General features: G+C 57.5%; 19 protein-coding genes. 12 read left to right on the top strand and 7 right to left on the bottom strand.

What is annotated here, in order from left to right; all coding sequences use genetic code 11:
- The first annotated feature begins 240 nt into the window (after nt 1-240).
- Together WA922_RS00170 and WA922_RS00165 are read left to right on the top strand one after the other, a co-directional pair.
- Nucleotides 241-1,716 carry a S41 family peptidase gene (locus WA922_RS00170; protein ID WP_424769652.1) on the top strand — a complete coding sequence of 492 codons (1,476 nt, stop codon included), beginning with the start codon at nt 241-243 and terminating at the stop codon, nt 1,714-1,716.
- A gap of 52 nt (nt 1,717-1,768) precedes the next feature.
- The gene (locus WA922_RS00165) at nt 1,769-2,113 is read left to right on the top strand and encodes an Mpo1-like protein (RefSeq protein ID WP_424769651.1); all 345 of its coding nucleotides are present in this window, start codon (nt 1,769-1,771) and stop codon (nt 2,111-2,113) included.
- Nucleotides 2,114-2,195: 82 nt separating this feature from the next.
- Here the strand turns inward: WA922_RS00165 and WA922_RS00160 are convergent, their stop codons facing one another.
- The 5 genes from WA922_RS00160 to WA922_RS00140 form a co-directional block, all read right to left on the bottom strand.
- Nucleotides 2,196-2,765 (bottom strand): fasciclin domain-containing protein, encoded by a 570-nt coding sequence (locus WA922_RS00160; protein ID WP_424769650.1) that lies wholly within the window; start codon nt 2,763-2,765, stop codon nt 2,196-2,198.
- 248 nt (nt 2,766-3,013) lie between these two features.
- Nucleotides 3,014-3,265 carry a hypothetical protein gene (locus WA922_RS00155; RefSeq protein ID WP_424769649.1) on the bottom strand — a complete coding sequence of 84 codons (252 nt, stop codon included), beginning with the start codon at nt 3,263-3,265 and terminating at the stop codon, nt 3,014-3,016.
- Nucleotides 3,266-3,341: 76 nt separating this feature from the next.
- The gene (locus WA922_RS00150) at nt 3,342-3,548 is read right to left on the bottom strand and encodes a cold-shock protein (protein ID WP_160605718.1); all 207 of its coding nucleotides are present in this window, start codon (nt 3,546-3,548) and stop codon (nt 3,342-3,344) included.
- Nucleotides 3,549-3,767: 219 nt separating this feature from the next.
- The gene (locus WA922_RS00145) at nt 3,768-4,220 is read right to left on the bottom strand and encodes a COG3650 family protein (RefSeq protein ID WP_424769648.1); all 453 of its coding nucleotides are present in this window, start codon (nt 4,218-4,220) and stop codon (nt 3,768-3,770) included.
- A 29-nt stretch (nt 4,221-4,249) separates the two neighbouring features.
- On the bottom strand, nt 4,250-4,660 hold the full coding sequence (locus WA922_RS00140) for a BLUF domain-containing protein (protein WP_424769647.1): 411 nt from the start codon (nt 4,658-4,660) through the stop codon (nt 4,250-4,252).
- A 328-nt stretch (nt 4,661-4,988) separates the two neighbouring features.
- Here WA922_RS00140 and WA922_RS00135 point away from each other — a divergent pair, with 328 nt between their 5' ends.
- The 6 genes from WA922_RS00135 (at nt 4,989) to WA922_RS00110 (ending at nt 13,297) form a co-directional block, all read left to right on the top strand.
- Nucleotides 4,989-6,224 carry an FAD-binding domain-containing protein gene (locus WA922_RS00135; protein ID WP_424769646.1) on the top strand — a complete coding sequence of 412 codons (1,236 nt, stop codon included), beginning with the start codon at nt 4,989-4,991 and terminating at the stop codon, nt 6,222-6,224.
- A 136-nt stretch (nt 6,225-6,360) separates the two neighbouring features.
- Nucleotides 6,361-6,969 carry a CerR family C-terminal domain-containing protein gene (locus tag WA922_RS00130; protein WP_424769645.1) on the top strand — a complete coding sequence of 203 codons (609 nt, stop codon included), beginning with the start codon at nt 6,361-6,363 and terminating at the stop codon, nt 6,967-6,969.
- Nucleotides 6,969-8,483 (top strand): efflux transporter outer membrane subunit, encoded by a 1,515-nt coding sequence (locus WA922_RS00125; RefSeq protein WP_424769684.1) that lies wholly within the window; start codon nt 6,969-6,971, stop codon nt 8,481-8,483. The genes WA922_RS00130 and WA922_RS00125 overlap by 1 nt, the downstream gene beginning before the upstream one ends.
- On the top strand, nt 8,480-9,802 hold the full coding sequence (locus WA922_RS00120; RefSeq protein ID WP_424769644.1) for an efflux RND transporter periplasmic adaptor subunit: 1,323 nt from the start codon (nt 8,480-8,482) through the stop codon (nt 9,800-9,802). The genes WA922_RS00125 and WA922_RS00120 overlap by 4 nt, the downstream gene beginning before the upstream one ends.
- Nucleotides 9,756-13,082 (top strand): efflux RND transporter permease subunit, encoded by a 3,327-nt coding sequence (locus WA922_RS00115; protein ID WP_424769643.1) that lies wholly within the window; start codon nt 9,756-9,758, stop codon nt 13,080-13,082. The genes WA922_RS00120 and WA922_RS00115 overlap by 47 nt, the downstream gene beginning before the upstream one ends.
- Nucleotides 13,082-13,297: a TIGR03643 family protein gene (locus WA922_RS00110; protein WP_424769642.1), complete on the top strand. Its 216-nt coding sequence runs from the start codon at nt 13,082-13,084 to the stop codon at nt 13,295-13,297. The genes WA922_RS00115 and WA922_RS00110 overlap by 1 nt, the downstream gene beginning before the upstream one ends.
- Nucleotides 13,298-13,324: 27 nt before the next feature.
- Here the strand turns inward: WA922_RS00110 and WA922_RS00105 are convergent, their stop codons facing one another.
- Nucleotides 13,325-14,482 (bottom strand): acyl-CoA dehydrogenase family protein, encoded by a 1,158-nt coding sequence (locus WA922_RS00105; protein ID WP_424769641.1) that lies wholly within the window; start codon nt 14,480-14,482, stop codon nt 13,325-13,327.
- 119 nt (nt 14,483-14,601) lie between these two features.
- On the opposite strand from WA922_RS00105, the gene WA922_RS00100 reads away from it, so the two are divergent.
- The 3 genes from WA922_RS00100 to WA922_RS00090 all read left to right on the top strand — a co-directional run bounded on the left by WA922_RS00100 (nt 14,602) and on the right by WA922_RS00090 (nt 18,196).
- Nucleotides 14,602-15,798 carry an acyl-CoA dehydrogenase family protein gene (locus tag WA922_RS00100; RefSeq protein ID WP_424769640.1) on the top strand — a complete coding sequence of 399 codons (1,197 nt, stop codon included), beginning with the start codon at nt 14,602-14,604 and terminating at the stop codon, nt 15,796-15,798.
- 46 nt (nt 15,799-15,844) lie between these two features.
- A complete protein-coding gene (locus WA922_RS00095; RefSeq protein ID WP_424769639.1) occupies nt 15,845-16,981 on the top strand; it encodes an acyl-CoA dehydrogenase family protein in 1,137 nt (378 codons plus the stop codon).
- Nucleotides 16,982-17,299: 318 nt separating this feature from the next.
- Nucleotides 17,300-18,196: a DUF1295 domain-containing protein gene (locus WA922_RS00090; protein WP_424769638.1), complete on the top strand. Its 897-nt coding sequence runs from the start codon at nt 17,300-17,302 to the stop codon at nt 18,194-18,196.
- Here the strand turns inward: WA922_RS00090 and acs are convergent.
- Complete coding sequence (acs, locus tag WA922_RS00085; protein WP_424769637.1) at nt 18,193-20,118, bottom strand: acetate--CoA ligase; 1,926 nt, start codon at nt 20,116-20,118, stop codon at nt 18,193-18,195. The genes WA922_RS00090 and acs overlap by 4 nt on opposite strands.
- A gap of 182 nt (nt 20,119-20,300) precedes the next feature.
- Between acs and WA922_RS00080 the strand changes: the two genes are divergently transcribed.
- Entirely contained in the window at nt 20,301-20,801 is a 501-nt protein-coding gene (locus WA922_RS00080; RefSeq protein ID WP_424769636.1) for an FKBP-type peptidyl-prolyl cis-trans isomerase, read from the top strand.
- Nucleotides 20,802-20,807: the final 6 nt, after the last annotated feature.

Raw genomic sequence — 20,807 nt, 5'->3', positions numbered from 1 at the left:
AGATGATGGGTCTACGCCGCTTGGCCGCAGGCCGCGAGAGTGCGAGCCGATAAAATACGGCTAAATTGCGGGTTTTCCACCATTGCGGCAGAATTTTACGGGCTATTTCGTCCGCTTTACGGACTAGACAGGTAAAATCTTGCCCGACTCGCTTGCCGATGAGGCGCGATGGCGGCATCATTCACAGAAGGGGGACTGTCACGGCGGGTGTCGCCGGAAGTTCATTTGGAGCAAAAATTCATGAGTATCGGCCGCAACATTATTTCAATCACTCTTGCCGCTTCACTGGTCGCATGCGGCGGTGACAGCCCCCAAGGACCGATTGGCGGCGGCGGCGGCGGTACGCCGACCCCGACACCATCGACCGGGACGTGCTCGCTTTCAGCGCGGCAGGATTTTGCCTTTGCTGTACTGGATGAATGGTATCTATTTCCTGATCTGCTCGACCGCACCGTCAACAAGAACAATTTCACGACCGTCCAATCCTATCTTGATGCACTGGTTGCCCCGGCACGCGCTGCTGGGCAGGATAAAGGCTTCACATTCATCACCTCGATAGAGGAAGAAAATGATCTGATCGCGAATGGATCGAGCGCCGGGTTTGGCATTCGGCTGGCATATGACACGGCGGCCAATCGCGTCTTCGTGATTGAAGCGTTCGAAAACGCGCCTGCTTTTCCGCAAGGGTTCGATCGCGGTGTTGAACTGATCCAGCTTGGCACCAATGCCGCTACGCTGGAATCGATTTCCTCCATCATGGCGGCCGAGGGGCCGAGCGGCGTCATCAGCAGGCTGGGCGCCTCCACCGCCGGGCTTCAGCGCACTTTTGTTATCCGCCAGCAGGACAGTACCGAACGGCAGGTTACAGTTACCAAAGCGGATTATGCGCTCGACGCAGTGTCTGATCGTTACGGCGCGCAGATTATCAATGATAATGGCAAACAGGTGGGCTATCTCAATCTGCGAACATTTATCGTCGCATCGGCGGACCGCGACCTGCAAGCCGCCTTTCAGAACTTTTCCGACCAAGGCGTAACCGAGATCATTCTCGACTTCCGATATAATGGCGGGGGGCTGGTCCGTATTGCCGAACTGATGGGTGACCTGATGCGGGGAAATAATACTGGCGAGGTATTTAGTCGCACGGTTTTGCGGCCCAGCAAATCGAGTGAGAACTCCACCCGCCTGTTCCGCAGCACAGCAAGCTTTTCGGGCACATCAGCAGCGGTCGCCATTCCGTCAATAAATGTCACGAAAATGGCAGTGATCGGCCGGGACGGTACGGCCTCTGCCAGCGAATTGGTTGCCAATGCGTTCCTACCTTATGTGGGCGATAATTTCGCGCTGGTTGGGGCGAATACATCGGGCAAGCCTGTTGGCCAGTTCGGTTTTGACCTTGCTGCATGCGATGACCGGATCAGGGCCGTGACATTCCAGACAGTCAACGCTGATGGTAATGGCGAGTATTTTAACGGTCTGGCGGGCGTGGTGCCCAATACCTGCCGGGCAGAGGACGACATCACGAACGCGCTGGGTAATCCGGCAGAAGATTCTGTGGCCACCGCACTGGCGTTCCTGCGCAGCGGCGCTTCCGCCTGTACCGCAATTGCCGGGACCGCTGGCGTGCAAGGCCTGCAAAGCGTGCAGGAGCGGCGCGAATTGCTGCAGCCCGCCGCGCCCAGCGCCGTGCAGCGCGAGATACCCGGCCTGTATTGAACCAGACGTTCCGCGTGCCGTCAGCTTGCGCGCAACAGAGGCGTTCCGAAAAATGATCAAAACCTATACCACATTTGCCGAATTCTGGCCGTTTTATCTGCGTGAGCATTCCTTGCCTGAAACACGGGCGTTGCATTATGTCGGCTCAACCCTGGTACTCGCGATTGCCGGTGTCGCCATCTGGCAAGGCGTAAATAATGGTACCTGGTGGTGGCTGATCGGGATGCCCGTTGCCGGATATTTTTTCGCCTGGGTGGCGCACTTTACAATTGAGAAGAACCGGCCGGCGACATTCACCTATCCGCTGTGGTCGCTGGGCGCAGATTTCAAAATGTACTTCATGTGGATCACCGGCCGTCTGGACCGGGAACTGGAATCTGCCGGCATCAAGCGTTAATCCGCCGCTTGACAAATATGGAAAGGGCGGCCCTGCCTAAGCCGAGCCGCCCATTATCCATAGTATACTGTAATACCGTCGATCAGCCAGGCATCACAACTGTATCGATGACGTGGACGACACCGTTTGACGCATCAATGTCTGTCGCTGTCACAGTCGAGGCATTGCCTGCGGCATCTCTCAATACCACGGCTTCGCCGACCAGCGTCGCGGTCAGCTTCGTACCGTTGACGGTGCTCAATTCGGTCGAACCGTCGCCCGCCTCGATCGCAGCGATGAGCTGTTCAGCAGAGGTTTCGCCAGCCACGACATGATATGTCAGGATACCAACCAAAGCGGCTTTGTTTTCCGGCTTGGTCAGCTCTTCCAAGGTACCTTCGGGCAATTTCGTGAAAGCCGCATTGGTTGGCGCAAACACTGTGAACGGGCCATCACCGCTAAGCGTCTCGACCAGTTCTGCTGCCTGGACGGCGGTTACCAGAGTGGAGAAATCTTCGTTTCCTGAAGCGACATCGACAATGGTGCCAACATCAGCAGCAGCGTCTGTTTCCGCCATATCGGCTGTGTCGCTTGGAACGGCTTCTTCAGTTGTTTCACCGCAAGCCGCGAGCGCAAGTGCGGAAGCCATTACTGGAATTACAAACATTTTCATAAGTCTAATCCTTTAAATCACGTCGGGGGATATGCCGAACCACAGGAGCGGCACGCATAACAGACCAATGCGTGCGCGCTTTGGTGGTTCCGAAGTAATCTGTGCGGCAGGTGCCATTTAGCAGTATTGGTGCACCGTATCCGGCCCCATAGAAAAGGCGGGATAGAAAAGGCGGGCTCAAACGCTTTCCGTCAGCCCGCCATTCAGATTATTCCAGCCGCCCGGGCCGGGGATGGGTATGCCGCACCCTATCCGGCGACCGCTTCGGGCTCGGCAGCCGTCTGTGCAGCGGCCAGTTCAGCAGCCTCCGCCTGGCGTTTTTCACGTTCTTCTTTCGCAACCTCGCGTTCCTGCTCCATCTGGAGCGCGCGATCAGCCATTTCGCGCCATGCGGTTTCCGATCGCAAAGCGCGCTCGCGGACATTATCGAGAGTGGCCTTGGCAGCTTCAGCAGCCGCTTCTTTGGCGCGGGTGTTGTAAAATTCGTAATTCTGGCTCAAAACCTGTCTCCTGCAAATGACATTGAAGTCCCGGATGCGCTGCCGTTATGGCATGCAGCACCCGGGTCCCAATGCGTTATGCAGCAGTCAGATTTACAGCCGATGTCTTGCCATTACGGCCCGTTTCTAATTCGTAATTGACGCGCTGTTCCTTATCCAGCGTCTGCATGCCCGCAGCGTGGACAGCTGTAATGTGCACGAATGCATCATCGCCGCCATCTTCAGGTTGGATAAAGCCATACCCTTTGTCTGCGTTGAAAAATTTTACTGTACCGGTAGTCATTATAGCGTTCCTTTCGAGAACGATTGTCCCTGCCCGGCGGAACTGCCGCGCGCGGGGGTATGCATCAGTTCGTGAAATGAAAGGAAGTCGTCGCCAATGTAGGAAACCGGTGGTTTCCCATCCGGTTTCGTAGTCATAGTACCGAAGTCCGTCGCAATTTTCGACGTCAGCCCGTATCTCCTAGCACGGCATAGGGGATTCGCCTAATTATACTCAACATCACGGGTTCTGGTCGCCTGTGGCTGGCTGCCGATCAGTCCAGCCGCAACCATTGCGCACCTGTTCGCCGATACTCAGGGTGATGGCGAACGGATATGTCCGATCGGCCATCGTGTCGCTGCATGTTGCCGGTGTGACAACCATGTCGAAAGCCTGCCCGCCGAGTGTTCCGCTATAGCCAAGGCCATTCATGCCCGCGAACCGCTTAACGGCAATCGCTGCGCCATCAGGGTTTTCAGGGGTGGTATAGATAAGCGTCTCTCCAGCCACCTCTCCGCCCCAGAACGGTTCGTTCCCGCCAAAACGCAACACTTCATCGGCCGCAATACCGGAGTAAGCTTCTGCGTTATCGGCAGTTACCGTACCATCGGCTGGACCGCGCTGGCATCCGCTTAAAGAAGCCAGCAAACAGCCGGAAGCGAGAACGGATACAATATGCAATCGGCGGGTCATCAGCATGTCCAAAGCAGTGAATGGTAAGCCTAAACTTTGGGCTGCTGCCTTACCAGAGAACCGAAACTGGTAAACAGCAACCGCGTATCAAGATCAAAACCGTCCGGCAACGCCATTGAAAACCGTTTTGCATCCCCCGCCCGGTCCAGCGGAACAACAAAACTGCGCATAGTCCAATCCGGGCATTCGCGCACCTCAATATCGCGGCGGCGTATCACAATCAGATCGCGGTGACGGGGGTCTTTGCTGATCTTTTCAACCAATGCTTCTATTTGGTTCTGTTCGCCTTCTAGCAATTGCATAAAACTCTTGCCATTAAATGCCAGCATGCCGGTAATCTCGCGCCGCGCATTTTTGCGTGCAGCTTGCGCGGTCAACGTCTCAAGCTCGGCAGGGCCAAATTCGGCACGAACCGAGCTGACATAGATCAGCGAATGCATTTTATTGTCTCCACCCGGCAAAATAACGCTGCCTTTAAATACCGCCGAAATACACGCTCGATACACGCTCGATACACGCTTTATACACTGCAATCAGGCAGACAAATATTTCTTTATAGTCGCACAATTTCAGGCTATAGCAAGCTTGGTGTTTCGCATTCAGCACACCGCGTTGCCTGATTGCCGTCATCGCGGTACGATCTGCGGGCCACTTGCGTCTTGGCGGCACGCGGTGCCCGGCCCCGGCCATAGAAACTGCCGGGCGGGACCCCCGACAGAACAATAGCTCAACGCCGGAACCGGTTTACCCACGTGCCGTTACAAAGCCATGCACTGGATACCCACTCGCGCCGCCGCGCTCGCCCAACTGGAGGAGTTCATACCGTCGGCAGGGCGGAAATATGAGCGCACACGCAATTACGATGATGGCACCAGCCGCAGCAATGTGTCGCAGCTATCACCGTGGCTCCATGCAGGGATCATCAAGGAGACCGAGGTGCTGCAGGCGGCACTGGCGCAGCATAGCCTGAAAACCGCTGACAAATTCATCAGCGAAATCTTTTGGCGCATATATTTCAAGGGGTATCTCGAACAGCGGCCAACCATCTGGTATTCTTACACGCAAGGCCGTGATGCGGCTGTTGATGCCATCGCAAACAATTCGGGCCTGCGCACTGCGTATGAACGGGCGATACAGGGAAAGACCAGTATTCCCGCATTCGACCACTGGGCGCAGGAATTGGCCGAGACGGGATATCTGCACAACCATGCGCGGATGTGGTTTGCCAGCATCTGGATTTTCACACTCAGGCTTGATTGGCATTTGGGCGCGGATTTCTTTCTGCGCCATTTGATAGATGGCGATGCAGCATCCAACACGCTGAGCTGGCGGTGGGTTGGCGGGCTGCATAGCAAGGGCAAAACCTACACTGCGAGGGCGGGCAACATCACCCGCTATACCGCCAACCATCCTGACGGCCCGTTATCGGTCAATGGGTTGGCGAGCGAGACAGACGCGCTGACCGAGGATACGCAGCATGGCCGCCAGCCGCTTGATCTTCCCGCACCGGATGGACGTGCCGGCCCGGGCAAAGATGTGCAGAAGCCGTACGCGCTTTTGCTGCATGACGAAGGTGCACATCACCAACCGCTCAGCCTCGATCAGTCACCGGCGTTGATCATCGTAGCAGCCCGTCCCGAATTCAGAAGCAACGCCGGGATCGGCGCCCTGGCAGGGGATTTTGCGCGCGGTGCCGTGGCCGCAGGTGTGGAAGAGGCCAGCGCACATTTTCAATGCGATGCCCAGATATGGAATAAAGACGATAGCTTGGCGGCGATATTGGAAGGCGCGAATATTACTCACCTGGCTGCCCCCTATCTGCCCACCGGATGGACCCGTGACGCATTGTGGCCGGAGCTGGCAGCTTGTGCGGCAGAAGGCCGCTTGAAACAGTGCCTGCCCGATCTCGACCGTGCCACATGGCCGTTTGCCAAAGCCGGATTTTTCGGCGTCAGAAAGGCGATCGATAGCGTTTTGGGGGAGCTGGCCATCCCGGTACACTGAACGATAGCGACGGGCCGGTTCAATCGCCCGCTCAAACACGCGTGCTGATGGACATAAGTATGCCAGCCCGCGAGCTGCTCCACAGAAATCTGCGCTTTGCGATTGCATTCGTTCGAACGAACAATACAAAGGGCAAATGCGCGACCGACTTATCCAGACAGCTATTGAGAAGTTTGGCGCGCATGGCCTTGATGGGGCAAGCACACGCGACATCGCCGCAGCAGCCAACACGGCGATGAGTTCCATCACTTATCATTTTGGCGGTAAGGAGGGGCTCTATCAAGCTGCCGCAGAACATATATTTACGCATCTGCATACCGTCCTGTCCAGCCCGCCACTGCCCGCTCTGCCCGGCGATGCGCCTGATGAACTAAGGATCGACGGGATCTGCGACATGCTTGGCAAAGCTGCGGCATTCATGTTGCAGGAGGAATCGGCGGCTTTTGCATTGTTTATTTCCCGGGAACAGCAATCCCCCTCCCCGTTGGTGAGTCAGCTGATGCGCAATCATATGGAACTTACGATTCACCCGCTCACGCGCCAAATCGCTCTCGTGCGGCCTGACCTTGACCAGACCGATATACGCGCGACGACGCTGTTCCTGTTTGGAATGGCCGTAACCCTGCGGCATGCCCGGGCATCGCTTGGTCTGTTAATGGACGTGGACGCGATTGATGCAGAACTCCAAGAGCGGCTGATAGACCGGCTCAGGCGCATTGTGCGCGCTGCGTTGGAGGGAGCGTGATGGGACGGCTTGGGCTTTTTGCGATCCTGGCGGCTACGCTTCCTTTAAATGCTTGCATATCGCTGGCGCCGCTGGCCGAGCAACCGAAAATCGCAGAAAATATTCCCGAACGCTATTCTGCGACTGACATCGACGGGACCTACCGCCCGGCAAACTGGTGGGTGCAATTTTCCGATCCTGTGCTCGATAGTTTGGTAAACGATGCGCTGCGTAACAATCTCGACATCGCAGAAGCGGCCGCCCGGGTTGAGCAAGCCAGCGCGGAAGCCCGCATTGCCCGTTCAGCGTTATTTCCGGCACTATCCGCCACCGCCAGCACCAGCTATTCCGACAGCCCGCTCGCTGGCAGTGCCTTTGGCGGATTTGGCGGGCAAACTATCGACCGGATCGCTAATGAAACATATTCAGTAAGCCTTGGTGCCGCATATGAGCTTGACCTGTTTGGCAGAGTACGCGGTGATCTGGCGGCTGCGCGCAACGATGCGATTGCCGCAGAATATGATTTTCGCAGTGTGCAATTGGCGGCCGCAGCAGAAACAATCAGCACATATTTCGACATCGTCGATACCCGCACCCAGATTGCCCTCACCGTGAAGACGGCGGAATTGTTGTCTGACCGCGCAGAGCGCACCAATGACCGGTATTTGCGCGGTTTGGCGGATAGTTTTGAACTGTATCAGGTGCGGCAGGATTTGCGCAACGCGCAGGCCAGTCTGCCCAGCCTGGAGGCGGCGCTCACCTCAGCCAATGGCCGGATCGCGACACTGGTCGGGATGTACCCCGCGCCGTTGAAACGACGGCTCGATACGTCATTGACCCCGCAATTGGTGTTCGAGCCCGTACCTGCCGGCCTGCCCGCCGATCTGTTGTCGCAGCGCCCTGATGTCGCGGCTGCCTGGGCGCGGTTGGAAGCTGCACGGCAACGCATTGGTGCGCGCAGGGCAGAACGCTTTCCCAGTCTACAATTGACGGCCTCGCTCGGTAGCCAAGCGGGAGAGCCTGTCTCCGTGTTTGATATCGCCGACACATGGCTGCTCTCGCTTGGGTCCAGCCTGGTCGCGCCATTGTTTGACGCTGGGCGTATTACCGCCAATATCCGCGCTGCCCGGGCGCGCTATGACCAGCAAGCGGCAGCCTATGCCAGAGCCGTGCTGACCGCCTATCGCGAAGTCGATGTCGCGATTGACGCGTATGAGGAGCGGCGCCAGCGATATGGGTTAATCGCGCGCCAATTGGCCGAGGCAGAGGCGTCGCTTGATGTGCAGGCAAACCGGTTTGCAGCAGGCGTCGGCAGCTATACTGCCTATCTTGATGCGCTGCGCGCGGTCTATCAGGTGGAATCGGGCCTATCCGGCGCAGCACGCGATGTCGCAATCTCAAGACTGGGTGTTCACCGCGCGTTGGGCGGTGACTGGACAGCCGAAATCGGCGATACATCATTTGCTCCACCAGAAACGATGCCTGCACAAACCGCCACTGATATATCTGCGGCAGCCGAAGGAAATATGCGATGAACCGGCAAGCACTCTGGGCCATTGGTCTGCTGATTGGTGCAGCGATTGTCGCGGCTTTGATGATCGTTCTGCGCCCAGAACCGGCGGAAGAGGAAAAGGTTGAACAGGCTCCGCTGGTGGAAACTATCGCATTCGAGCAGGCATCGGGTCCCATTCAGGTGCGCGGATCGGGTACCGTCCAACCGCGTGAGGAAGTGGCCATAGGTGCAGAGGTGGGCGGCCGGTTGACCTTCGTCAGCAGTAATTTCCGCGAAGGTAGCGTAGTTGGTGCGGGCACGGTCCTGTTCCGCGTCGATACGTCCGATTTTGAAAATCAGGTCCGTACCGCGCGCGCCGATGTGGCTGCACAGGAGGTGGCCGTATTGCAGGCCCGCCAGGAAGTTTCGATCGCCGAGGCTGAATTGCAACGCTTTGCCGGACGCAGCGAGCGCGGCAGCGCGCTTAGCAGTGTCATTGATCCGGATGACTATGCGTCCCGGATTTTGCCGCCCAGACAATTGGCTGAGGCTGTCACCGCGCCGCGGGCCCGCGCGCAGGCGCTGCCCAGCCCCAGCAATCTCGCCACGCGCGAGCCGCAATTGCGCTCTGCCAAGGCTGCCCGCGAGCGTGCTGCAGCCAATCTGGCGACGGCCCGCCTGTCTTTATTGCGGACCCGGGTTACCGCACCTTTCACCGGCATTGTCCGCAGCGAGACCGCTGCCACGGGCACTTTGGTACAGCCGGGCCAAGTGCTCGGCAGCATCGTAGCAACCTCGTCCTACGAAGTACGCATTTCACTATCTGAAGCAGAAGCGGCGCTGATCCCCGGAGTGCTGGAAGACAGTAGCGCGCGCATTCCGGCCAGTGTCTATTCCGACTTTGGCGGGCTGACCTATCGCTGGGACGCCTATATCGATCGCGCCAGCAATATCCTTGACCCTGAAACGCGGACGATCGATGTTTTCCTGCGCGTGCCTAACCCGTTACGCGGCGGCGCACCTGTTGATGGCGACATCACCACCGGGCGCGCGCCGCCTTTATTGCTGGGCAGCTTCGTGCGTGCGGACATTACCGGCGCGAGCATCGCCTCCTACGCCGCGATCCCGTCCGAATATTTAAAAACCGGCAACCAGATATGGGTGGTTCGGGATGGAAAGCTGCGTATTCTGCCGGTGCGGGTAATCCAGCGCGGCGATGATACGGCGTATATTACCACCCCCACCCTGGCCCAGGGCGGGCGGCTGGTCACCAGTAATTTGCGCGCGCCGGTGGATGGTATGGAGGTCCGGGTGAATGAAGTTGCGCCGCGCTCAGCGGCTGAAGGTTCATCTGGTGAGTGATCCGGGCCAAGCTGAAGCCTCCTCCGGCGGCAACGCAGCCCGAGACCGCTTTGGCAATGCCAGCGCAGACCGTGCGCGCGACCGTTCCGGGGTCATTGCCTTCATGGCCAAGAACGGCGTTGCCGCCAATCTCTTGATGCTCGCCATGCTGGTCGCGGGCTATATGTCGTTCACCACTATCACGCAGGAAGTTTTTCCTGAAAGCAGTCTCGACACGATATCTGTCTCCGTCGCTTATCCCGGGGCAACGCCGGAAGAGATAGAAGAGTCCATCGTCCAGAAAATCGAGGAAGCGGTCGAGGCGATCGAGGGTACCAAAGAAATTACCGCTACTGCATCAGAGGGTGTCGGGACTGTCAATGTCGAGCTGGAACTCGGTACGGATATCGACCGCGCGCTCGACGATGTGAAATCCGAAATTGACCAGATTCAGACGTTCCCGGGTGAAGCCGAAGAGCCCGATGTCCGCGAATTAACCACCCGCCAGATTGTATTACGGCTCGCGCTATATGGCGATGTTCCCGAAGCCACGCTGAAGGAAACTGCATATGAACTGGAAGATGCGATTTCGGCCCTGCCCGATGTCAGCTATGTACAGACAAGTGCGGTGCGCGATTATCAGATATTTGCCGATGTGCCGCAGGACAAATTGCGCGCGCTCGGGCTGTCGCTAACCGATATCTCGCGGATCGTCGCGGCCAATAGCCTGGATAGCCCAGCCGGGGCGATCGATACCAATTCCGAAGAAGTGCGTGTCCGCACGGTTGGCCAGAATTATGACCAGCAGGATTTCGAAAATATCGTCGTCCTCACCAGCCGCGATGGTGATATTGTCCGGCTTGGCGATATTGCCACGGTTGAAGATGGGTTTGCAGATACCGACCTGATCACCCGCTTTAACGGAAAACCGGTGGCGTTTGTGGATGTATACCGCACCAGCGACGAGCGGGTTCTGGATGTTTCCGAAGCGGTTCTGGCGTTGCTGGAGAATGATTACCAAACGCCGCCAGGTATTGAATATGCTGTGTGGGACGACAATTCCGAATTGCTCAATGACCGGTTGAGCCTGTTGCTCAAAAATGCGGCAATGGGGCTGGTCCTGGTGCTCGTTGCGCTGACACTGTTTCTCGATCTTCGCCTGGCCATGTGGACTGCCATTGGTATTGGCGCGACTTTCATTGGCGCGATTTTCATCCTTGAATGGGCCGGGTCAAGCATCAACATGTTCTCGCTGTTCGGCTTCATATTGGCGTTGGGGCTGGTCGTTGATGATGCGGTTGTCGTTGGTGAAAATATCTATGCCGAGCGGGAACGCGGGCGCAGCGGGACCGGCGCGGCCATTGCGGGCGGACAGCGGGTGAAAGTGCCGGTGTTTTTCGCGGTCGCAACCACTGTCACCGCATTTGCTCCGCTGCTGGCGGTAGGCGGTACGATCGGCAAGGTTCTGGCGGATATACCGCTCGTGGTGATCGCTGTGCTCGGCCTGTCTCTGATCGAGGCATTGCTGGTGCTCCCCTATCACCTCAGCCATCTGCCCGAAGTGGGCACACGATCCAAAAACCGCATCCTGTCCAAGATCGAAGGTATTCAGCGCGCGGTTGACCGCCGGTTCAAAGCATTTGTAAACGGCCCGCTTGACCGGGCTTTGCGCTTTACCGTCGCGGCACCCTATTTTGTCCTGTCAGCCGGGGTCGCCTTGCTGATCGTGGTGGTCGCCATGCTGCCGGGCGGCATTATCAAATTCGCCTTCTTCCCCAATATAGAGGCGGACACGGTGTCTGCGTCGCTGGAAATGCCAGCGGGCACCACGGTTGAACGCACTGCCGAAGTGACCGAACGGATCGAAGCAGCCGCCGAACGCGCGCTGGAGCGTTTCACCGATGGGGAGGCACAAGATGCCGCCTTCCTAAAAGCAACATACACGACCATCGGGCTAGCCAGCGGGGGCGGCGGCCCTGACGGGTTTAGCGAGACTTTCCGGCCCAACCTCGCGAATGTTCAACTAAGTCTGGTATCAGCCAACGAACGTGATGTCTCTTCCGCTGCAATCGAGGAAGCATGGCGCGAAGAGCTGGGCCCGGTACCCGAAGCGCGTTCGATGGCGATTTCATCCTCGCTGCTGTCAGCAGGTGATCCGGTCAATGTGCAATTATCACATCCCGAACAGGAAACGCTGGACCGCGCCTCGGCACAGCTGATGAGTGCACTGGGCCGGGTAAGCGGCGTGTTCGATATTGAGAGCGATCAGGATGAAGGCATGCAGGAGATTGAATTGCGGTTGAAACCGTCAGCCCAGACGTTGGGCGTATCCTTGCAGGACGTTGCCAGCCAGGTACGCGCGGCGTTCTTCGGCGCCGAAGCCGTGCGGGTGCAGCGCGGCCGCGAAGATGTGCGCGTTTATGTCCGTCTGCCGGAACAGGAACGCAATTCGATTGCCGATATCGAACGCTATCAGCTGCGCGTTCCGGGCGGGCAAGCGCCTCTCAGCAGTCTTGCAGATGTATCGTTTTCCGAAGCGCCTGCGGTTATCCGCCGCGAAGCCGGACGGCGCGTGGCCACAGTCATCGCTGATCTGGATGATGAAGTGGTCACCAGCCAGGAGGCCGCCGAGTTGCTGGACAACGAGATCATGCCAGCGATCGCCGCAGATTACCCCTCGTTACAATACAGCTTTGGCGGAGAGCAGGAGGAGCAGGCCGAGAGCTTTGGCGCTTTGGGTAGCGCATTTTTGCTGGCGCTGGTGGTGATCTATGGTTTGCTCGCTGTACCCTTCCGGTCCTATGTTCAACCTCTCATAATAATGGCCGCAATCCCGTTTGGCATAATCGGCGCACTTTTGGGCCATCTTATTTTGAACATACCGCTCGGCATTCTTTCGATGTTTGGCATCATCGCCTTGTCCGGCGTCATCATCAACGGTGCGCTGGTGCTGATCGATTTTATGAATGAAAATCTGGATTCCGGCATGGAACGAGGTGAAGCGGTTGTCGAGGCTGCCAAATCGCGTTTCCGCCCAATCATGCTGACCGCGATCACGACGTTCTTGGGCGTTGCGCCAATTACTTTCGAAACCAGCCTGCAGGCGCAATTCCTGATCCCGATGTCAGCCAGTCTGGGGTTCGGCGTTTTATTCGGCACCGTGCTGCTGGTGTTGCTGATCCCTGCACTCGCAATCCTCCAAATGCGGGCAGTGGACAGGCTCAAGCGCATGTTCGCCAGTGCGCCAGAAGCAGAACCGGAACTGGCACCAAAACAGGCAGTGGCAGAAAGCGCCGCATAATGGCTGCAAACCGGCAGCTCAGCGATGCGGATATCAGCGCAATAATTGAAATGGCGCTGAGCGATCATACCAGCTTCGCCACTATCGAGCAGGAGTACGGTCTGTCTGACAGCGATGTGAAATCTTTGATGCGCAGAACTCTCAAACCATCCAGCTATCGCACGTGGCGCAAACGCGTGCGCCAGTTTGGCGACCGGCGGGAAAATTACAAATAGCTAAGCGACAATAGCCCGACGGGCTTATCACAGCATTGCTGTATCGACAGGCTCGTCCAGCAGCACGCGGCCGGCGAGTTCGAAGGTGGCGGATGACACGGCCAGATGCTGCGTCATCACATGGGCATCGCGGAAACGGCGTTGCAAACTGCTGGCCAGATACACCGAGCTGCCGCCGCCAAGCGTATAGGCGGTTTTGCATACATCCGCCGCAACCTCCGACATAGTGGCACAGGCCAGACGTAGCCGCCCACGCGCCGCGACCGAGATAGGCGCGTCGCTCAGGGCTTCCCGCCAGGCCTCATCGACGGTCTTTTCCAGCCATGCTTGCGCACCGTGCAAGGCTGCCGTCGCCCAGGCAATGTCAGCCTGAACTGTCGCTCGTTGCGACTGGCTGCGCGCACCGCCAGCGGTACGTTTGGCCTTAAGCAGTGCAACACTTTCATCCAACGCTCCCCTGGCATTGCCGAGCGTCACCGAAGCCACGCCCAAAGACAGCAAACCGAATAGCGGGAACTTGTAAAGCGGTGCGGGATCACGCGGGCTATCGTCAATGAAGGATACACTACGGTCTTTGGGAATGCGCACATTCGTGACCTTGAAATCGCCCGAGCCTGTTCCGCCCAGCCCCGCAACATGCCAGGTGTCGATACATTCGGCCTGGTCTGCGGGAAAGAACATCATTCGGTGCCTGGGTGCGCCGCTATCGCTGCGCTGTAATTCGCCATCTTTGAAAATCATCGCGCCGCCGCTGAGCCACGCGCAATTGGCAGAGCCTGATCCCCATTGCCATGTACCATTGAGCAGATAATGGCTGCCCATATCCTCCGCCCTGCCCATTGGCGCAAACACTCCGCCATGAATATCTAGCGGCTCGCCATAAACCGCATCAGCTGCCGCCCGGTCCAGATAGGCGCCCGCCAAGGTCGATGTGGTGCCGATCATTACGCACCATCCCGCCGAAGCATTCGCGGCGGCTATGTGCATCAACGCGCGTGACATATCTTGCGGGGACACTTGCAGCCCGCCCAGTGCTGCTGGCTTCAGCATATTGAACAGGCCCGCAACGGCCAGCTTGCCCGCTATATCCGCAGGCAAGCGGCGCGCATCCTCAATTTCAGTGGAGCGCGCGGACAACTCGCTCTTAAGCCCGTCAATGGCCTGAAGTAATGTGTCCGCTGGCATCTGTGCAATTCACCACACGCCGCAGGTTTTGTCGATCCCCGCTGCGGCAGTATTTGGGACCTTTTCAGCTCCTGACAGTTGTGTAAGTAGCTTGCCATGTATCTTAGGAGAGTCGCCCCATGAATCTGGAATTCAGCCCTGAAGAAATTGCTTTTCGTGATGAGGTGCGAAAATTTATTGCCGAGAATTATCCGCAGCAGGCCGCCGAAACTGGTCTGCGCGATGACATGGCGCCTGAAGATCTGGTAGCGTGGCACAAAATTCTTGGCGATAAAGGGTGGTCCGTTCCAGCCTGGCCTAAAGAATATGGCGGCACCGACTGGACCCCGACCCAGCGTTATATCTGGTCTGAAGAAAATGCCCGGGTAAATGCGGTTATGCCATTACCTTTTGGCGTCTCTATGGTGGGACCTGTAATTTACACATTCGGCAGCGAAGACCAGAAAGCCCAGCATCTGCCCGGCATCCGCAGCGGCGAAACATGGTGGTGCCAGGGCTATAGCGAGCCCGGCGCAGGATCCGATCTGGCATCCCTGCAGACCACTGCTGTGCGCGATGGCGATCACTACATCATTAACGGGCAGAAAACCTGGACCACACTGGCGCAGCATGCCGATTGGGGGTTTTTCCTGTGCCGGACTGATCCCGATGCCGCCAAACCGCAAGAGGGCATCAGTTTTATCCTGATCGATATGAAAACGCCGGGCATTGAAGTGCGCCCGATCAAGCTAATTGATGGCGGGTATGAGGTCAATGAGACCTGGCTGACCGATGTGCGAGTGCCGGTCGAAAATCTGGTCGGTTCAGAAAATCAGGGGTGGACCTATGCCAAGTTCCTGCTCGCCCACGAACGGTCAGGCATCGCCGGGGTAGCGCGGTCAAAGCGCGGCGTTGAACAACTGCGCGAGATAGCCGGCCGGGAACTCCTCGATGACAAACCGCTGATCAAGGACTTTGATTTCGCGCGCAAAGTCAGCCAGCTGGATATTGATCTGGCCGCGCTCGAGATCACCGAACTGCGGACTTTGGCAAGCGAGGAGGCTGGCCGCGGCCCCGGTCCGGAAAGCTCAATCCTGAAAATCAAGGGTACCGAAATCCAACAGCGGCTGACCGAACTGACGCTGGAAGCCGTGGGCCATTACGGGACACCCTATTACCGCAGCGTCAGCGATGCCGGATCGAATGATTACCCGATCGGGCCGGATTATGCGCAGCACGCTGCTGCATCCTATTTCAATATGCGCAAGACATCGATCTATGGCGGATCCAATGAGATTCAGCGTAACATTATTACCAAGATGATCCTGGGTCTGTAATAGCGGCTGAATACGGGGCGGGTCACCGCCGAACCGGAGAGAAGTGATGGATTTTAACTTTACCGAAGAACAGACAATGGTGCGCGACAGCCTGACGCGGCTTGTGCGCGAGAATTACGATTGGGAAACGCGGCGTTCGGTGGTGGCAAGCGACAGCGGCTGGCGGCCCGAATTGTGGGAACAGCTCGCAGAACTTGGCCTCCTTGGCATGCCCTTCTCGGAAGCCGATGGCGGCTTTGGCGGCGGCGCCATCGACTCGCTGATTGTTATGGAGGAGTTCGGCCGCGGCCTGGTGGTCGAACCTTACGTCTCCACCGTCGTTTGTGCTGGCGGCTTTTTCAAACATGCCGGCACGCCCGAGCAAAAAGAAGATCATATTGGCGGCATCGTCGATGGCAGCCGGATCTATGCCTGCGCCTATGCCGAACCGCGCGGCCGCTATGACCTTGCTGATATTGAAACCACAGCCAAGAAGGACGGTGGCCATTACATGCTCAATGGCCACAAGGCTGTCGTCATCGCTGCACCTTGGGCAACGCATTTGATCGTCACCGCGCGGACATCGGGCGAACGCCGCGATTCTGACGGTATTTCAGTATTTGTGCTGGACAAGAATACAGACGGGGTCGTCACGCGCGATTATCCAACGGTCGATGGCCGCCGCGCATCAGAAATCTATTTCGAAAATGTTCGCGTTCCGGCCAATGGATTGATTGGTGAAGAAGGCAAGGCGTTACCCCTGATAGAGCGCGTTACCGATGAAGTCATTGCCGCGCAGTGCGCTGAGGCGTGCGGCGCAATGAAATGCGCATATGAAATGACTGTGGAATATTCACGCCAGCGCAAGCAGTTCGGCTCGCCGATTGGCAAATTCCAGGTGCTGCAGCACCGCATGGTCGACATGTTCATTGAATATGAACAGTCGGTATCGATGACCTATCTGGCAACGCTGAAACTGGATGCAGAACCCGACGAGCGCAAACGCGCGATTTCGGCTGCAAAAGTCCGTCTGGGTCAAGCGGCCCAGCGGATCGGCCAGGACGCGATCCAGATTCACGGCGGAATGGGAATGACCGATGAGCTGGCAATTGGCAGCTATTTCAAACGGCTGACCGTTTTCGATTCCGAATTGGGGAATGTCGACCATCATATGAAACGGCACGTTGCCCTATCCGCGACCTGACGGTTCGCTGGGTTTATCAGCCTTCACGCGCCGGTCTGTAAACACCGCAGCCCGCCATTGGCAGAAACTGCCGGTGGCGGGCGTGCCGCATAGGGAGCGTGGGAGCGCATGCTTGCCAATTATGGGCCATAGACAGCATCATGTCGCACTCTGGCAGGCCGTTGGCCCGCTTCCTGCAGACCGCCAAGCTGCGCAGCCCCTGACCGGGCGGCGGAACCGGACGGTTCTGGCGCCGTTGGGAAGCTGACGCCGCTGGGATATTGCCGTTCGGACCGGTAGGTCCATAGGAATTCCCGCCGCACTGCACAGGGATGTTTCATGACCAACGCCAAACGCTCGCTCATCAGCATGGTTATCGTTCTGATCGTGACAGTTCTGGGACTGGCTTTTTCCTGGTTCGCCGGAACGGGCGGAGCGCAATGGAACGGATATCCGGTGCTCTATTTGTGCGCGCTGGTCGCATTTGCGGTGAACTGGCTCGCTTATATTCCTTCCGCGCTTGCCCGAACTGAGAAATATTACGACTTTGTCGGTTCGCTTACCTATCTGGCAGTTATTACAACCGCTGTGATACTGTCAGGCCCGCTCGAGATCAAAGCCATCATCGCCGCTGTGATGGTCGCTATATGGTGTATCCGGCTGGGCAGTTTTCTGTTCATCCGCATCCAGCAGAGCGGCCATGATTCGCGCTTTGACCAGATTAAAGTGAACCCGGCGCGGTTTCTGGTCGCATGGAGTTTGCAGGCACTTTGGGCGATTTTTACCGCCGCTGCCGCGCTCGCGATAATCACCGCAGCGGATCGCGGCACGCTGGACCTGTTTTTCTGGATCGGCACGCTGGTCTGGGCAGGCGGGTTCGCGATAGAAACCATCGCCGACCGCCAGAAACATGCGTTTCGCAAAAACCCCGGCAACACTGGCAGATTTATCCAGTCCGGCCTCTGGGCATGGTCACAGCACCCCAATTATTTTGGCGAGATCATGCTGTGGACCGGCATTACGATCATCGCGCTGCCGCTTCTGTCTGGCTGGGGCTGGCTGGTATTGCTATCGCCCATATTCGTCACTCTGCTACTGACCAAAGTAAGCGGCATTCCGCTGCTCGATAAATCAGCCAAAAACCGGTGGGGCGATGATCCAGCGTATCAGGAATATCGCCGGAAAACTCCGATACTGGTGCCCCGCCCGCCGCGCCAGCCAAGCCATCGGGCCTAACTGTTCTGACGATTTTCGATCAGCCGTTCCACCAGTGACGGGTCAGCCAGCGTTGATGTATCTCCCAGAGAGCTAAAATCATTCTCGGCAATCTTGCGCAATATCCGCCGCATGATCTTTCCCGACCGGGTTTTGGGAAGGCCGTCAGTGAACTGCAGATGGTCAGGCGTGGCAATCGGGCCGATTTCCTTGCGCACATGCTGGCGCAGTTCAGCATGAAGTTCCTCTGAACTGTCCACACCGGCATTTAACGTAACGTAACAATAGATACCCTGACCCTTAATATCATGCGGGTAACCCACCACAGCCGCTTCGGCGACGAGATCATGCAACACGAGCGCGCTTTCAACCTCGGCAGTCCCCATACGGTGCCCTGACACGTTGATCACATCATCCACCCGTCCGGTGATCCAGTAATAGCCATCAGCATCACGTCTGCAGCCATCACCGGTGAAATATTTGCCTTTATATGTGCTGAAATATGTCTGCTCGAACCGCGGATGATCACCGTAGACACTGCGCGCCTGGCCCGGCCAACTGCTGGTCAGGCACAGATTACCCTCGCCCGCTCCTGCCAAAACAGTGCCGTCATTATCGACCAGTTGCGGCGTAATACCAAAGAACGGCAACCCTGCTGATCCCGGCTTCATATCATGCGCACCGGGCAAGGTTGTGATCATCACGCCGCCAGTTTCGGTTTGCCACCAAGTATCGACAGTCGGGCAACGCTTGTCCCCCACCACATCGAAATACCATCGCCAGGCTTCGGGATTAATCGGCTCGCCCACGCTGCCAAGCAGCCGAAGCGATGACCGCTCGCGGCGCGTCACGTGCTCATCGCCTTCGCGCATCAGGGCACGAATGGCGGTTGGCGCGGTATAGAGGATATTGACATGGTGCTTGTCCACCACATCCCAGAACCGGCCATGATCAGGAAAGTGGGGTACACCTTCGAAAATGACGCTCGTCGCGCCGTTCATCAGCGGGCCGTAGACGATATAACTGTGGCCTGTGACCCAGCCAATATCAGCAGTGCACCAGTAAATCTCGCCCGGTTGGTAATCAAACGTATAATGGAACGTGGCGGCGGTCCATACGCCGTAACCGCCAGTGGTATGCAGCACCCCCTTGGGTGTTCCCGTGGACCCGGAGGTATAGAGAATGAATAACGGGTCTTCGGCGTTCATCGGCGCGCACGGACATTCCGCATCGCTGACCAGATCATGATACCAATGATCGCGCTCACCAATCATTGTGACATCGCTGCCAGTGTGCTTGACCACAAGCACTCCGGCAACGCTGACATCCTTATGCTCCAGAGCCGCATCGACATTGGCCTTCAACCGAACCGGTTTATTGCCGCGCAAACCGCCATCTGCTGTGATAACAAAGCGGCTGCCGCAATCAATCAGCCGGCCCGCCAGAGCCTCTGGCGAGAAGCCGCCAAAAACGACCGAATGGATCGCCCCGATCCGCGCACAGGCGAGCATCGCCAAGACGCCTTCGACAATCATCGGCATATAAACCGTCACGCGTTCGCCCTTGGTCACGCCGAGTGCTTTCAGGGCATTGGCCATGCCGGTCACTTCACGGTGCAACTCACCATATGTCAGTGAACGGCCGCCATCAGCAGGATCATCAGGCTCAAAAATCAGCGCAATATCGTCAGCGCGTTCGGCCAGGTGGCGGTCAACCGCATTATAGCACAGGTTCAGCGAACCATCGGCGAACCAGGCAATATCTGCCGGATCGAAACTCCACTCACCGCCCTTGGTGGGGACCTCATACCAGTCCAGTCGCTGCGCCTGCTCCAGCCAGAATGCATCAGGATCTGCAATAGAGTGTTCGTACAGCGCAGCATAGCGTTCGCCGGAACAATGCGTGACATGGTCGGTTTGCGGGCGCTTGACGAATTCGGTCATGGCAGAAGTCCTCTCATGCGCAGTCTTTTGCGCTGGCTGTGCTTTGCCGTATATATGACAGCCAAGCCGCCGCGTGTGCAAGGACGGTTTTTGTACATCGGAAAATGCCAGCCAAGCCTTTCCTTGCATTTTACGAGCGCGCTGCGCAAAGAAATGGCTCAATTAATTAAGGGCAGATACACGTGCAAAATCATATCAAAATCACCTTCGCTGCATTGGCATTGGCGGGTATTTCGGTTGCCGCATTGGCAGCCACGCAGCCCGAGCGACCCGAACAGACAGCGGCGTGGCACAACGCCCAGCAGGCTGCTCTGGCCTCTCTCCAGGCGAGCGATGGCTGGAGCTGGATCGAAGGCGGGCTGATGTGGCGCCGGGTAAAAGGCGATGGCAGCGGCGCAAAACCGACAGTGCGCGATACTGTGACGCTGCATTATGCCGGCACCCTGATTGACGGCACAGAGTTTGACAGTTCATTCAAGCGCGGTCAGCCAGCAACATTTCCGCTCGGCGCCCTGATCCCTGCATGGCAATTGGCTGTGCCGAAAATGGGTGTGGGTGATACAATCGAAATCGCTACCCCATCCGATCTGGCTTACGGCCCGCGCGGTAAGGGGCCAATACCGGGCGGCGCGACATTGTTGTTCACCATCGAACTGATCGGCATTGAAGGCCAGAACCCGTAATATTGT

Origin of the sequence: Pontixanthobacter sp., assembly GCF_049682855.1 — a bacterium.
In the GTDB taxonomy this organism is placed as follows: Bacteria; Pseudomonadota; Alphaproteobacteria; order Sphingomonadales; family Sphingomonadaceae; genus Pontixanthobacter.
This window is presented reverse-complemented; position numbering and strand designations above follow the sequence as displayed.

Coding starts and splice junctions, on each gene's coding strand:
- WA922_RS00135 (WP_424769646.1), top strand. CDS start 4,989: ATGCACTGGATACCCACTCGCGCCGCCGCGCTCGCCCAACTGGAGGAG.
- WA922_RS00110 (WP_424769642.1), top strand. CDS start 13,082: ATGGCTGCAAACCGGCAGCTCAGCGATGCGGATATCAGCGCAATAATT.
- WA922_RS00150 (WP_160605718.1), bottom strand. CDS start 3,548: ATGACTACCGGTACAGTAAAATTTTTCAACGCAGACAAAGGGTATGGC.
- WA922_RS00125 (WP_424769684.1), top strand. CDS start 6,969: ATGGGACGGCTTGGGCTTTTTGCGATCCTGGCGGCTACGCTTCCTTTA.
- WA922_RS00090 (WP_424769638.1), top strand. CDS start 17,300: ATGACCAACGCCAAACGCTCGCTCATCAGCATGGTTATCGTTCTGATC.
- WA922_RS00145 (WP_424769648.1), bottom strand. CDS start 4,220: ATGACCCGCCGATTGCATATTGTATCCGTTCTCGCTTCCGGCTGTTTG.
- WA922_RS00130 (WP_424769645.1), top strand. CDS start 6,361: ATGCGCGACCGACTTATCCAGACAGCTATTGAGAAGTTTGGCGCGCAT.
- WA922_RS00095 (WP_424769639.1), top strand. CDS start 15,845: ATGGATTTTAACTTTACCGAAGAACAGACAATGGTGCGCGACAGCCTG.
- WA922_RS00140 (WP_424769647.1), bottom strand. CDS start 4,660: ATGCATTCGCTGATCTATGTCAGCTCGGTTCGTGCCGAATTTGGCCCT.
- WA922_RS00165 (WP_424769651.1), top strand. CDS start 1,769: ATGATCAAAACCTATACCACATTTGCCGAATTCTGGCCGTTTTATCTG.
- WA922_RS00120 (WP_424769644.1), top strand. CDS start 8,480: ATGAACCGGCAAGCACTCTGGGCCATTGGTCTGCTGATTGGTGCAGCG.
- WA922_RS00160 (WP_424769650.1), bottom strand. CDS start 2,765: ATGAAAATGTTTGTAATTCCAGTAATGGCTTCCGCACTTGCGCTCGCG.
- WA922_RS00170 (WP_424769652.1), top strand. CDS start 241: ATGAGTATCGGCCGCAACATTATTTCAATCACTCTTGCCGCTTCACTG.
- WA922_RS00100 (WP_424769640.1), top strand. CDS start 14,602: ATGAATCTGGAATTCAGCCCTGAAGAAATTGCTTTTCGTGATGAGGTG.
- WA922_RS00105 (WP_424769641.1), bottom strand. CDS start 14,482: ATGCCAGCGGACACATTACTTCAGGCCATTGACGGGCTTAAGAGCGAG.
- acs (WP_424769637.1), bottom strand. CDS start 20,118: ATGACCGAATTCGTCAAGCGCCCGCAAACCGACCATGTCACGCATTGT.
- WA922_RS00115 (WP_424769643.1), top strand. CDS start 9,756: ATGAAGTTGCGCCGCGCTCAGCGGCTGAAGGTTCATCTGGTGAGTGAT.